This is a genomic window from Mesorhizobium sp. WSM3868 (assembly GCF_002294785.1).
In the GTDB taxonomy this organism is placed as follows: domain Bacteria; phylum Pseudomonadota; class Alphaproteobacteria; order Rhizobiales; family Rhizobiaceae; genus Mesorhizobium.
Map to the genome: position 1 here is coordinate 461,294 of NZ_NSGB01000002.1, position 13,560 is coordinate 474,853.

Below are 13,560 nucleotides of genomic sequence, written 5' to 3' on the forward strand. Positions count from 1 at the left end.
AAACTGGCAGCTTTCAGGGAAGATGGATCTCGTAAGGGTGCGAGAAATGGCACTCTTCGAGGTTGGCGCCGTCGCCGCCACGGTCGACGATGAGGAAGTCCTGTTCCTCGCCGATCGGCGTTAGCACGCCGTGCCAGAGGTTGCGCCGGTAGTTGATGCCCTGCCCGGGCGCGGTGATGAAGGCGTGCGGCTCGCCTGGGCCGTCCGGAGTGTCATGGCAGACGACAACCAGAAAGGGCCGCGGCGACAGCGGAATGAAAGCCTGGCTGCCGAGCGGATGGCGCTCGACCATGGTCAGTTTCAGCGGCATCTCGTAGGGGGTGCCGCGCACCATCGAGATCAGCACCTTGGCATTCGGGCCGGTGGCCTCGGCGGTGGCGAGATCGTGGTAGCGCATCGCCTTGCCGCCATTGATCGGGTAGCGGTTCTCGCCGCCCATATCGATCACGTCGCCAAACGGCGCGAAGTTTTCGCGTGTCAGCGGCTGGGCCACGATTTGGGTCACCGCGCGCGAGCCCCAAGGGCGCCGCCAAGCTTGGCGTGCCGGTTGACGTCCTTGTAGAGCAGGTAGCGGAAATTCCCGGGACCGCCGGCGTAGCAGGCCTGCGGGCAAAAGGCGCGCAGCCACATGAAGTCGCCGGCCTCGACCTCGACCCAGTCCTGATTGAGGCGATAGACTGCCTTGCCTTCGAGCACATAGAGCCCATGCTCCATGACATGGGTCTCGGCGAAGGGGATGACCGCGCCGGGTTTGAGCGTGACGATGGTGACATGCATATCGTGGCGCATGTCGGCCGGGTCGACGAAGCGCGTCGTCGCCCAGTGGCCTCCCGTGCCGGGCATCGGGCTCGGCTCGACCTCCTTGTCGCTGCTGAAGAAGGCTTCCGGAACGTCGAGGCCGTCGACCGCCTCATAGGCCTTGCGGACCCAGTGGAAGCGGACCGCACCGCTGCTCTCATTGCGCACCGTCCAGCCGCTGCCCGGCGGCAGGAAGGCGAAGCCGCCTGGGCGAAGCACATGGTTCTTGCCGGCAAGCGAGACCGTAAGCTCGCCCTCGACCACGAACAGCACGCCCTCGGCTTCGGGGTCGAGCTCAGGCCGGTCGCTGCCGCCGCCGGGCAGGACCTCGACGATGTACTGCGAAAAGGTCTCGGCGAAGCCCGAAAGCGGTCTTGCGATGATCCAGGCCCTTGTCTTGTCCCAGAACGGCAGCGGGCTGGTGACGATGTCCTGCATCACGCCCTTGGGGATCACCGCATAGGCTTCGGTGAAGACGGCGCGGCCGGTCAACAGCTCGTGCTGACCGGGATGGCCGCCATGCGGCGCGTAATAGGTTCGCTCGGCCATGTTCATCTTGTCCATGTGTTGAAGCCTATTTTGGAAGCATGTCTTTGAGCCGAAGCAGCGCGATGCGCTCGACTTGTTTGCACGCGGTGTCGAATTCATTGCTGCGGCTGTTGCCGATGCGAGCCTCGAACTCCGCCAGGATCTGGTCCTTCGTCTTGCCCTTGACCGCGATGATGAAGGGAAAGCCGAAGGTCGTGACATAGGCGGCGTTGAGCTTCGAAAACAGCTCGCGCTCCTTGTCGGTCAGCGCGACGAGCCCGGCGGAGGCCTGTTCTTTGGCTGATTCCGCCGTCAGCCGCTTGGCCGCCGCCAGCTTGCCGGCAAGGTCGGGATGGGCGTTGAGCACGGAAAGCCGCTCGGCCTCGGTCGCCGCGCGGAAGACGCGGCACAGCGCGTTGTGCAGGCCGCCGGCGCTGTCATGGGCCGGGCCGAGCTCCAGTTCGTAGGCCCGCTCGGCGATCCACGGCGAATGCTCGAACACCCCGCCGAAGGCATGCACGAATTCCTCGAATTCCATCCGGGACGGGCGCAGCGCCGGCGCCTGGTAGGGGTGCGTCTCGCGCCAGTGTTTTGCGATATCGATGCGCCGGGTCAACCACACCCTGTCATGCGACTTCACATAGTCGACGAAGCGCGTCAGCGCCGCCACGCGGCCCGGACGGCCGATCAGCCGGCAATGCAGGCCGATGTTCATCATGCGCGGCCGCCCCGCCTTGCCCTCCGCATAGAGCGTGTCGAAACTGTCCTTCAGATAGGCGAAGAACTGGTCGCCCGAATTGAAGCCCTGCGGCGTGGCGAAGCGCATGTCGTTGGCGTCGAGCGTATAGGGGATGATGAGCTGCGGCTTCTCCAAACCATCCCGGTCGAACCAGTAGGGCAATTCGTCGTCATAGGTGTCGGAGACGTAATCGAAGCCGCCTTCCTCGGCGACGAGTCGCACCGTGTTGACGGAAGTGCGGCCGGTGTACCAGCCGGTCGGCCGCGCGCCGGTCACTTCGTAATGCAGACGGATCGTCTCTTCGAGGTCGCGTCGCTCGTCCTCCGCGCTATGGTCGCGGTAGTCGATCCATTTCAGCCCGTGCGAGGCGATCTCCCAGCCGGCCTCCTGCATCGCCGCGACCTGATCGGGGGAGCGTGCCAGCGCCGTGGCGACGCCGTAGCAGGTCACCGGCACCTCAGCTTGCGTGAACAGCCGGTAGAGCCGCCAGAAGCCGGCGCGGGCGCCGTATTCATAGATCGATTCCATGTTCCAATGGCGCTGGCCGAGCCAGGGGGCGGCGCCGACAATCTCGGATAGGAAGGCTTCGGAAGCCTTGTCGCCGTGCAGCACGCAGTTCTCGCCGCCTTCCTCGTAATTGACGACGAACTGCACCGCGACATAGGCGCCGCCGGGCCATTTCGGGTCCGGCGGATTGGCTCCGTAACCGCGCATGTCCCGTTCGTAACGCATGATCGCTCCTGCCCGAATGTTGAGATGAAGATATCGAAAGGAGTGCTCGTGCATTCCCCCGAAAATTTTTGAAAGTGCTTTTTGCCGCACTCCGCTCGACCGGGGCTTATGCATCGCCTTTAATTGGCGCACAATTGACCTGAAAACGTTCGACTACTTGGGATGGGAGGCGGCCAGTGGCAGAAACGTCGAAAGCCGATGGCGGGCGTCTGACGACCCATGTCCTCGATACCGCGACCGGCAGGCCGGCAAAGGGCCTTTCGATCGGGCTTTTCCGCCTCGAAGGCCAGGCCCGCACGCATTTGAAGACCGTCACCACCAATGATGACGGCCGCTGCGACGCGCCGTTGCTTGCCGGCGCCGACTTCCGCACCGGCGAGTACGAGCTGGTCTTCGCTGCCGGCGATTATCTGCGCGGGCAGGGCGCCAGCCTGCCGGAGCCGGCTTTCCTCGACACCGTGCCGATCCGCTTCGGCATGGCGGAGGAGCGGCATTATCATGTGCCGCTCTTGATCTCGCCGTACGGCTACTCGACCTATCGCGGGAGCTGAGACATGGCCGACAAGACCCGTAACCAGATACGCTTCATCCTGAACGGCGCCGATGTCGCGCTGAACGACATCGCCCCCGACGCGACCCTGCTCGACTGGCTGCGGTTGAACCGCTCGCTGCGCGGCACCAAGGAAGGCTGTGCCGAGGGCGATTGCGGCGCCTGCACGGTGCTGGTCGGCAAGCTCTCGGTCGAGGGCCTGGTCTATGAAAGCGTCAATGCCTGCATCCGCTTCATGGGCTCGCTCGACGGCACCCATGTCGTCACCGTCGAGCATCTGCGCGGCAATGGCGAACAGCTTCACCCCGTGCAGCAGGCGATGGTCGATTTCCATGGCTCGCAATGCGGTTTCTGCACGCCTGGCTTCGTCATGTCGCTCTATGCGCTGTGGATGAAGACGCCCAACCCGTCCGACGCGGCGATCGAAAAGGCGCTGCAGGGCAATCTCTGCCGCTGTACCGGCTACGAGGCGATCATGCGCGCCGCGCGCGCCATATCAAGCTACGGCAAGGCGGCGAAGGACCCGCTGGCAGTGGAGCGCAAGGATATCACTGCACGGCTGGGAGCGCTGCGCGACGGCGCCAGGGTCGAGGTCGGTTCGGGTAAGGAGCGGCTGATCGTGCCGGCTGACGTCGACGATTTCGCCATGGCGCTCGAGAAGGAGCCTGGCGCCACCATCGTTGCCGGCTCGACCGATGTCGGGCTGTGGGTCACCAAGCATATGCGCGACATTTCGCCGGCTATCTTCATCGGTGGCCTCGACGGCTTGCGCACGATCTCGGAGGCCGATGGCGTGATTACGATCGGCGCCGGCGTGACTTACAGCGAAGCCTTCGCAACGCTTTCCAGGCGCATCCCGGCCTTGGGACCGCTGGTCGACCGCATCGGCGGCGAGCAGGTGCGCAACATGGGCACCATCGGCGGCAACATCGCCAACGGCTCGCCGATCGGCGACACGCCGCCGCCGCTGATCGCGCTCGGCGCGCAGCTCACGCTCCGCAAGGGAAATGCCCGGCGCACGATCCCGCTCGAAACCTTCTTCATTGCCTATGGCAAGCAGGATCGGCAGCCCGGCGAATTCGTCGAGGCCGTCCATGTGCCCGTGCCAACAGAGGGCACGAAATTTGCTGTCTACAAGGTCACCAAGCGCCGCGACGAGGACATTACCGCTACCCTCGGCGCCTTTTATCTGACCGAGGCCAAGGACGGCACCGTGGCGGATATCCGGATCGCCTATGGCGGCATGGCGCCGACGCCGAAGCGGGCGACTGCGGTTGAAACCGCCCTTATCGGCAAAGTCTGGAGCGAAGCGAGTGTCGAGTCCGCGATGGCCGAATACGCCAGCGACTTCACGCCAATTACCGATATGCGTGCAACCGCCGAGTATCGGGCGCTGGCGGCGAAGAATCTTTTGCTGCGCTTTTATGTCGAAACCACCGGCACCAGGGCGCCGTTCCAAGTGACCCGCAACGAGGCGGCCTGATGAACAAGCACGCCACTCCCAACCTCAAGGCCGAAAAAATCGTCGGCGGCGTCGCCACCGAGCAGCGGCACGATTCCGCGCACAAGCATGTCAGCGGCGCCGCCGTCTATATCGACGACATGCCTGAGCCTGCCGGCACGCTGCATGTCGGCCTTGGCCTCGCCAAGGTCGCGCACGGCACGCTGAAGAGCATCGATCTGTCGGCGGTGCGCGCAACGCCAGGCGTCGTCGATGTGCTGACCTGTGCCGACGTGCCCGGCGAGAACGACGTCTCGCCGAGCAACATGCATGACGATCCGGTGCTCGCCGAGCACAAGGTGCTATTCTACGGCCAGCCGATCTTCGCCGTGGTAGCCGAGACACGCGAGGCGGCGCGCCGCGCGGCACGCCTGGCTAGGATCGAATATGACGAGCTTCCGGCCGTGATCGACATCTGGGACCTCGACCCGGTCAAGGACAAGCAGGTCACCACGCCGCTGATCCTGAAGCGCGGAGATGCGGCTGCCGCGATCGCGGCGGCACCCCGCCGCATCAAGAACCGCATGTGGCTTGGCGGCCAGGACCATTTCTACCTCGAGGGCCAGGTCTCGCTGGCGATCCCCGGTGAGGACGACGAGGTGATCGTCTATTGCTCGACGCAGGGGCCGAGCGAGACGCAGCATCTGGTTGCGCATGCGCTCGGCGTGCCGAGCCATGCGGTGACGGTGGAAGTGCGCCGCATGGGCGGCGGCTTCGGCGGCAAGGAGACGCAGGCCAACCAATGCGCGGCCATAGCCGCCATCGCGGCCAAGAAGCTGGGGCGCGCGGTGAAGATCAGGCTCGACCGCGACGAGGACATGACCGCCACAGGCAAGCGGCATGATTTCGCCATCGACTACGAGGTCGGCTTCGACGACGAGGGCAACATCCTCGGCGTCGATTTCACCTATGCCCTGCGCTGCGGCTTCTCCGCCGACCTGTCCGGTCCGGTCGGCGACCGGGCGCTCTTCCATTGCGACAACGCTTATTTCTATCCGGCGGTGCACGCGAAATCGGCGCCGCTTTTCACCAACACGGTCTCGAACACCGCTTTCCGCGGCTTTGGCGGCCCGCAAGGCATGGTCGGCGCGGAGCGCGTCATCGACGAAGTGGCCTTCGCGGTCGCCAAGGATCCGCTCGAAATCCGCAAGCTCAATTTCTATGACCCGATGGATGCGATCGGCGAACGCTGCCTCACGCCCTATCACCAGAAGGTCGAGGACAACATCATCCACCGCATCGTCGCGGAGCTGGAGGACAGCGCCAATTACGCGCGGCGGCGGCGCGAGATCAGCGCCTTCAACAACAACAGCCGCTTCATCAAGCGCGGCCTGGCGCTGACGCCGGTCAAGTTCGGCATTTCCTTCACAAAGACCGAGGCCAACCAGGCCGGCGCCCTGGTGCATGTCTATGCCGACGGCTCGGTGCATATGAACCATGGCGGCACCGAAATGGGCCAGGGCCTGCATCTCAAGGTGGCGCAGGTCGTCGCCGAGCAATTCCAGATCGATCTCGACCGGGTCAAGATCACCGCCACCACCACAGCCAAGGTGCCGAACACCTCGCCGACGGCGGCATCTTCCGGCGCCGACCTCAACGGCATGGCGGCGCAGGATGCCGCTCGGCAGATCCGCAAGCGGCTGACCGATTTCGCGGCCGAAAAATACCAGGTGCCGCTCGACCAGGTCGTGTTCCTGCCCAACCGGGTGCGCATCGGCAACCAGGAAATCGCCTTCAACGATCTGGTCAAGCAAGCCTACATGAACCGCGTCCAGCTCTCGGCGGCTGGCTTCTACAAGACGCCGAAGATCCATTGGGACCGCAGCAAGGGCCGCGGCCATGCCTTCTACTACTACGCCTATGGCGCGGCCTGCTCGGAAGTCTCGGTCGATACGCTGACCGGCGAATATGTCGTCGAGCGTACCGACATTCTGCACGATGCCGGCCGCTCGCTGAACCGCGCGATCGACCTCGGCCAGGTCGAGGGCGGCTTCATCCAGGGCATGGGCTGGCTGACGACGGAAGAGCTTTGGTGGGACAACGGCGGCCGGCTGCGCACGCATGCACCGTCGACCTACAAGATCCCGCTCGCTTCCGACCGGCCAAAAATCTTCAACGTCAAGCTGACCGACTGGTCGTCGGCCTACGAGCCGACCATCCATCGCTCCAAGGCGGTCGGCGAGCCGCCGCTGCCACACGGCATGTCGGTGCTGCATGCGCTCTCCGACGCGGTGGCGAGTGTCGCCGATCACAGGATCTGCCCGCGCCTCGACGCCCCGGCGACGCCGGAACGGGTGCTGTTGGCGATCGAAAGGCTGAAGCGGGAAGCCGCAAAGCCGGCCTGAACGGGCCAAAACGTGCAATTCGAGGCGCGAAACGCTATATGGAAATGCAGACGATGAACTCGAAAGTGCAAAGCCTGAAGGCGTTTCTCGGCCAGGCAGGCCGGGCCGCGCTCGTCGAGGTCGCGGCCACCAAGGGCTCGACCCCGCGCGAAGCCGGCGCCTTCATGCTCGTCTCACCATCGGCGATTTTCGGCACCATCGGCGGCGGCCAGCTTGAATTCATGGCGATCGACAAGGCGCGACAGATGCTTTTCTCCCCCCTTGAGGGGGCGATGGCCGCGAAGCGGCCAGAGGGGGTGCTCTCAGAAGGCGAGAGAGCGCCGAGCACTGCGCCGGCGACCCCACCCGATGGCTTGGCCGCCACCCTCCCCTCGAGGGGGAGGGAAGCCCGCATCGAGGTCGACGAAACCTGCGCGACCCTGGATGTTCCACTGGGTCCTGAAATCGGCCAATGCTGCGGCGGCCGAGTCGAGGTTCTGATCCGCTTGGTTGACGCTAGGATCGAACAGGAACTGATCGCCAAGGCCGAGGCCGAGGAGGCGCATCTGCCGCATGTCTATGTCTTTGGCGGCGGCCATGTCGGCCAGGCGCTGGCCGCGTCGTTGGCGCTGCTGCCCATTCATGTGGAGGTCGTCGAGACGCGGGCCGATGCGCTGGAAGGCATGCCGGAAACGGTTGAGACGCGGCTGACGCCGATGCCCGAAGCGGTGGTGCGCGAAGCCCGGGCGGGATCGGCCTTCGCCATCCTCACCCATGACCATGCGCTCGATTTCCTGATCGTCGCCGAGGCGCTGAAGCGCGACGACGCCGCCTATGTCGGCATGATCGGCTCGAAGACCAAGAAGGCGACGTTCAAGAACTGGTTCCTGAAGTCCGACGAGGGCAGCGAGGCGCAGTTCAACCGCCTCTTCTCGCCGATCGGCAGCAATACCGTGAAGGACAAGCGCCCGCCGGTGATCGCCGCGCTCGCCGCCGCCGAAATCATGACGGCGCTGGTGTCGCATGCGGCCCAGGCCTCGGCCGCGCCCGCAAAGGCGATGGCCGGCTGATTCAGCCGGCCATGGGAGGAGCCTAGCCGGCTATTCCTTTTCCTGCGTATGCGCTTCGAGGAGCCACAGCAATTTGTCGAGCGAACGCGAGTAGGCGGTAAAGATGTCGGCGGTGTCGGCATCGCCGGCGTCGTCCGCCTCGTCGATCGCCTCACGCGCCAGCCTGGCAGCCGTGGCATAACGGTCGATCAGCGCCGCCAGATGATCCTTGGTCTTGTGGATGTCGGTTGGATAGGGCTGGAGCTTCGTTGCCCTCGACACGTCCTGCGAGGTGCCGTGCGCGGTGCCGCCGAGCTGCACGGCGCGTTCTGCGATGATGTCGACATGGCCGTCGATCTCCTCGCGGAATTCGTCGAGCATCTCATGGATGGCGATGAACTGCGGTCCCTTGACGTTCCAGTGCGCCTGCTTGGTGACCAGCGCTAGGTCGATGGCATCGGCAAGCCTGGCATTGAGAAGATCGATCGATTCCTTCTTGGCGTCGGATTTGAGGTCGTTCTTGGTGACAATGGCGTCCATGGTCGGCTCCTGTGGCGCTGGGTCGCTGCGAAAGCTGGGGACTGGTCTCGAAGGGCGGCCGTGCAGCCGCCAATCGCCAGAACGGGGACGGAGCGGGTTTCGTTCCGCATCGGATCGAGGGGCGCACACTGGCGAAGGTATGACTGATGCTCACAGCTGCTCGTCGCTTTCTTCGTTTCCCAAACCGGATTGAACCGTGTTTTCTGCACGCCTGACGAACACGAATGACGAACACGGGACGAGCGACATGGATGTTTTGCGCATAGCGGCGTTTTCGGACGGCAACAGCGGCGGCAACCCGGCCGGCGTGGTGATTGGCGAGGTTCTGCCCGACGCCGCAGACATGCAGCGCGTCGCTGCAGAGGTCGGCTTTTCCGAGACCGCCTTTGCCGCACGTGAAGGGGAAGGCTGGCGTGTCCGCTACTTTTCGCCCGAATCGGAAGTGCCGTTCTGCGGCCACGCCACCATCGCGCTGGGCGCGGCGTTGGTCAGAAGGTTCGGCGACGGAATTTTCAAGCTGCTCCTGAACCAGGCCGCCATCACCGTCGAAGGGTTTCGCGACGGCGCCAATTTTGCCGCCGCCCTGCAGTCGCCGCCGACGCGCAGCCGGGCGGCCCCGTCGGAGCTGGCCGGCGAAACCCTGGCGATGTTCGGTTACCAGGAGGGCGATCTCGATCCCGCCATTCCGCCCGCGCTGGTTCATGGCGGCGCCGACCATCTGGTGCTGGCCTTGAAGTCGCGCAAGGCGCTCGCCGCCATGGCCTATGACCTGAAACAGGGGCGGGCCCTGATGCGGCGCGAGGGACTGGTAACGATCCTGCTCGCCTATGCCGAAACGCCGCGTCTCTTCCACACGCGCAATCCCTTCGCTTCCGGCGGCGTCTATGAGGATCCGGCGACCGGCGCTGCCACCGCCGCCTTTGCCGGCTATCTGCGCGACATTGGCTGGGCGCATGGCGGCGCGGTCGACATCGTTCAGGGCGAGGATATGGGCATGCGCTCGCGGCTGCATGCCGATATTCCGCCCACCCCGGGCAGCTCGATCCGGGTATCCGGCACAGCCCGCCTGATGGACGAAGACTGAGTGTGGTCACCCACGCGAAGGCGCGTGCCCGCCAGCCTACTTGCCGGCAAGAATGTCCTTGATCAGCCGCTGGCAGCGATCGGCCATGAAGTCGAGCAGCAGGCGGACCTTCGGATCCTGCAGCTTCTTGTGCGGATAGACGGCGGCGAACTGGACCGGCGTCGGCGGCGTCTTTGCCAGGATCACTCTCAGCCGCTGGTCGCGGATGAACGGCTCGACCTCGAAACGCGGCTTGTTGATGATGCCGCGCCCCGACAGCGCCCAGCCTGTCAGCACATCGCCATCGTCCGTATCGTAGGGTCCATGCACCTCGAATTTCTGCGGACCGTTCGGCGTCTGCAGCGTCCAGACATATTCGCGCGTGCCGGAATAGCGCAGCATCAGGCAATCATGTTTCTTGCCGATCAGTTCCTGCGGCTCGACCGGCTCGCCGCGCGCCTCGAGGTATTTCGGCGCCGCGACCAGCACGCGCTCGCATTCCATGATGCCGCGCATCCGAAGGCTGGAATCCTCGATGATGCCAAGCCGGAAGGCGACGTCGATGCCTTCCTTCATGATGTCGACATTGTGGTCGGAGAGTCTCAGCCGCACCTCGATATCGGGGTATTTGTCGTGGAAATCCGGAATGCCCGAGGCGATCAGCCGCCGGCCGAGGCCGAGCGGCGCCGTCACCTTGATCGTGCCGCGCGGCTGGCCGGAAAGTGCTGCGACCGCGGCCTCCGCCTCGGTGATCGCGTCCAGCACCTGCTTGGCGCCGGTGTAGAACACCGTGCCGTGCTCGGTCGGCATCAGCTGCCTCGTGGTGCGGTTGAACAGCCGCACGCCGAGGTGCTTCTCCAACTCCTTGATGCGGTTGGAGGCGACCGCCGGCGAGATGCGCATGTCGCGCCCGGCCGCCGACAGATTGCCGAGCTCGACGACGCGGACGAAGACGGCGATATTGTCGAGATAGGCCATGCGACGGTCGTGGCTCAAATGGCTGCGTGGGACGACCCTAGTATTTTCCATTTTTTTTTGAAAGTCATCGCGCGCCCCGCCTCTTTTCGTTTGCGCTCCAGACCGTAAAGTCGCCTGATCGGCAGGGACGATTTCCCAGGGGCGACTCGATGATGGATTTTGCGATTTTCTGGGACTGGCTGAGCTTCGCCGTCCGCTGGCTGCATGTCATCACCGGCATCGCCTGGATCGGCTCGTCCTTCTATTTCGTCGCCCTCGATCTCGGGCTGCGCCAGCGTCCCGGCCTGCCCGCCGGCGCCTTCGGCGAGGAGTGGCAGGTGCATGGCGGCGGCTTCTACCACATCCAGAAATATCTCGTGGCGCCGGCCGAAATGCCGGAGCACCTGACCTGGTTCAAATGGGAATCCTACGCCACCTGGCTGTCGGGCTTCGCCATGCTTTGCGTGGTCTACTATGCCGGCGCCGACCTCTTCCTGATCGACCCCAACGTGCTCAACATCTCGGTGCCCGTCGGCATCCTCTTGTCGCTCGCCACGATCGGCGTCGGCTGGATCGTCTACGACCTGCTCTGCCGCTCGCCGCTCGGCAAAAGCGATACCGGCCTGATGCTGGTGCTCTACTGCGTGCTGGTCTTCATCGCCTGGGGGCTGACCCACCTCTTCACCGGCCGCGCCGCCTTCCTGCATCTCGGCGCCATCACCGCCACGATCATGTCGGCCAATGTCTTCATGGTCATCATCCCCAACCAGAAGATCGTCGTCGCCGACCTGATCGCCGGCCGCAAGCCGGACCCGAAATACGGCAAGATTGCCAAGCAGCGCTCGCTGCACAACAACTACCTGACCTTGCCGGTGCTGTTTCTGATGCTGTCGAACCACTACCCGCTGGCCTTCGGCACGCAGTTCAACTGGGTCATCGCCTCGCTGGTCTTCATCATCGGCGTGCTGATCCGGCACTATTTCAACACCGTGCACGCGAGGAAGGGCAACCCGACCTGGACCTGGCTGGGTGCCGCCGTGCTGTTCATGATCGTCATCTGGCTGTCGACCGTGCCCAAGGTGCTGACAGCGGAGCCCAAGGCCTCCGCCGCATCCGCCGCTGCCCAGGTCTACATCGCCTCGGCGCATTTTCCGGCCGTGCGCGACACCGTGCTCGGCCGTTGCTCGATGTGCCATACCGAAGAGCCGGCCTATGAAGGAATCTACCATGCGCCGAAGGGCGTGTTGCTCGACACCGACGCGCGCATCGCCGAGCATGCCCGGGAGATCTACCTCCAGGCCGGCCGCGCGCATGCCATGCCGCCCGCCAACGTCACTCAGATAACCGACCAGGAACGGGCCCTTTTGGTGGCCTGGTTCGAAGGCGCCGGAAAGTAAGCATGACCTCGAAACTCCTGCGCGGCCGCACGCTCTCCTTCCTGCGCTGGCCCGAAGCAATCGACGACCATTCCGCCTGGCGCTACGAGGAGGATGGCGGGCTGCTGATCGACGACGGCAAGATCATTGCCGCCGGTCCGCATGCCGAGATCGCCAAGCGTGCCGGCGCCGGCGTCGAGACGATCGACCATCGCCCGCATCTCATCCTGCCGGGCTTCATCGACGCACATGTGCATGTGCCGCAGATGCAGATCATCGCGTCCTACGGCGCCGAGCTGCTCGACTGGCTGAACAAATACACCTTTCCGGAGGAGTCGAAATTCGCGAACGCGCAGCATGGCCGCCGCATCGCCAGGCTCTTCCTCGACGAGATGCTGCGCCAGGGCACGACGACGGTCGTCGCCTATTGCTCGGTGCACAAATCTTCGGCCGAAGCCTTCTTCGCCGAATCGCACGACCGCAATATGCTCAACATCGCCGGCAAGGTGATGATGGACCGCAATGCGCCGGAGGGCGTGCTCGACACGCCCCAGACCGGCTATGACGACAGCAAGGCGCTGATTGCCGAATGGCACGGCAAGGGCCGCCAGCTCTATGCCATCACCCCGCGCTTCGCCATCACCTCCTCGCCCGAGCAGGTGGAGATGGCCGGCGCGCTCTGCCGTGAGCATCCCGATCTGCACATGCAGACGCATCTGTCGGAAAACCACGCCGAGATCGCCTTCACCCAGGAGCTCTACCCCTGGTCGCGCGACTACACCGACGTCTATGAGCATTACGGCCTGCTGGGCAAAAAGAGCCTGTTCGGCCACTGCATTCATCTTTCCGAGCGCGAAGCCGATGCGCTGTCGCAATCGGGTTCGGTTGCGGTGTTCTGCCCGACCTCCAACCTCTTCCTCGGTTCCGGCCTGTTCGACTACCAGCGCTACCGCCGCCGCGAAAGGCCGCTCAGGATCGCTGCCGCCAGCGATGTCGGCGGCGGCACCAACTATTCGATGCTGCGGACCATGGACGAGGGCTACAAAGTCATCGCGCTGAATGGCGAGAAGCTGAACCCCTTCCAGTCCTTCTGGCAGCTGACGCGCGGCAATGCCGAGGCGCTGTCTGTCGCCGAAAAAGTCGGCACGCTGGAAGAAGGCACGGATGCCGACATCGTCGTGCTCGATGCCAACGCCACGCCGGCGATGCGGCTGAGGATGGAGACGGTGGAGACCCTGGCGGAGGAGCTCTTCCTGCTGCAGACGCTGGGCGACGACCGCGCCGTGAGCGAGGTCTATGTGGCGGGTCGGCCGGCCAAGAGCGCGATTGTCGCATAGATTAAACGTGCTCGTCGCTTGACCCCGCGTCAGCCATCGGCCAAAGCGTGCGTCGACATTGACAGG

Annotated in this window: 12 protein-coding genes; 7 read left to right on the forward strand and 5 right to left on the reverse strand. The window is 64.6% G+C overall.

What is annotated here, in order from left to right:
• Positions 1-13 precede the first annotated feature (13 nt).
• From CK221_RS05485 to puuE, 3 genes are read right to left on the reverse strand one after another with little or no spacing between them, the layout of a single operon-like run.
• Entirely contained in the window at positions 14-505 is a 492-nt protein-coding gene (locus CK221_RS05485) for an ureidoglycolate lyase (RefSeq protein WP_066995966.1), read from the reverse strand.
• The gene (locus CK221_RS05490) at positions 502-1,362 is read right to left on the reverse strand and encodes a bifunctional allantoicase/(S)-ureidoglycine aminohydrolase (RefSeq protein WP_095776972.1); all 861 of its coding nucleotides are present in this window, start codon (positions 1,360-1,362) and stop codon (positions 502-504) included. The genes CK221_RS05485 and CK221_RS05490 overlap by 4 nt, the downstream gene beginning before the upstream one ends.
• A 10-nt stretch (positions 1,363-1,372) precedes the next feature.
• Positions 1,373-2,797: an allantoinase PuuE gene (gene puuE, locus CK221_RS05495; protein ID WP_095776973.1), complete on the reverse strand. Its 1,425-nt coding sequence runs from the start codon at positions 2,795-2,797 to the stop codon at positions 1,373-1,375.
• A 176-nt stretch (positions 2,798-2,973) separates the two neighbouring features.
• Here puuE and uraH point away from each other — a divergent pair, with 176 nt between their 5' ends.
• The 4 genes from uraH to xdhC are packed head-to-tail and all read left to right on the forward strand — an operon-like array spanning position 2,974 to position 8,242.
• On the forward strand, positions 2,974-3,348 hold the full coding sequence (gene uraH / locus CK221_RS05500; RefSeq protein ID WP_066995957.1) for a hydroxyisourate hydrolase: 375 nt from the start codon (positions 2,974-2,976) through the stop codon (positions 3,346-3,348).
• A gap of 3 nt (positions 3,349-3,351) precedes the next feature.
• Positions 3,352-4,830 carry a xanthine dehydrogenase small subunit gene (gene xdhA / locus CK221_RS05505; protein WP_095776974.1) on the forward strand — a complete coding sequence of 493 codons (1,479 nt, stop codon included), beginning with the start codon at positions 3,352-3,354 and terminating at the stop codon, positions 4,828-4,830.
• On the forward strand, positions 4,830-7,193 hold the full coding sequence (gene xdhB / locus CK221_RS05510) for a xanthine dehydrogenase molybdopterin binding subunit (protein ID WP_095776975.1): 2,364 nt from the start codon (positions 4,830-4,832) through the stop codon (positions 7,191-7,193). Before xdhA ends, xdhB begins: the two co-directional genes overlap by 1 nt.
• A gap of 53 nt (positions 7,194-7,246) precedes the next feature.
• The gene (gene xdhC, locus CK221_RS05515; protein WP_095777100.1) at positions 7,247-8,242 is read left to right on the forward strand and encodes a xanthine dehydrogenase accessory protein XdhC; all 996 of its coding nucleotides are present in this window, start codon (positions 7,247-7,249) and stop codon (positions 8,240-8,242) included.
• A 30-nt stretch (positions 8,243-8,272) separates the two neighbouring features.
• On the opposite strand, the gene dps is transcribed toward xdhC, so the two are convergent.
• Complete coding sequence (gene dps / locus CK221_RS05520; RefSeq protein ID WP_095776976.1) at positions 8,273-8,761, reverse strand: DNA starvation/stationary phase protection protein Dps; 489 nt, start codon at positions 8,759-8,761, stop codon at positions 8,273-8,275.
• Positions 8,762-9,008: 247 nt separating this feature from the next.
• Between dps and CK221_RS05525 the strand changes: the two genes are divergently transcribed.
• A complete protein-coding gene (locus CK221_RS05525; RefSeq protein WP_095777101.1) occupies positions 9,009-9,845 on the forward strand; it encodes a PhzF family phenazine biosynthesis protein in 837 nt (278 codons plus the stop codon).
• A gap of 36 nt (positions 9,846-9,881) precedes the next feature.
• Here CK221_RS05525 and CK221_RS05530 read toward each other — a convergent pair whose 3' ends face one another.
• Entirely contained in the window at positions 9,882-10,802 is a 921-nt protein-coding gene (locus tag CK221_RS05530) for a LysR family transcriptional regulator (protein WP_066995946.1), read from the reverse strand.
• Positions 10,803-10,951: 149 nt separating this feature from the next.
• On the opposite strand from CK221_RS05530, the gene CK221_RS05535 reads away from it, so the two are divergent.
• Complete coding sequence (locus CK221_RS05535) at positions 10,952-12,178, forward strand: urate hydroxylase PuuD (RefSeq protein ID WP_095776977.1); 1,227 nt, start codon at positions 10,952-10,954, stop codon at positions 12,176-12,178.
• A 2-nt stretch (positions 12,179-12,180) separates the two neighbouring features.
• On the forward strand, positions 12,181-13,494 hold the full coding sequence (gene guaD / locus CK221_RS05540; protein WP_095776978.1) for a guanine deaminase: 1,314 nt from the start codon (positions 12,181-12,183) through the stop codon (positions 13,492-13,494).
• Positions 13,495-13,560: the final 66 nt, after the last annotated feature.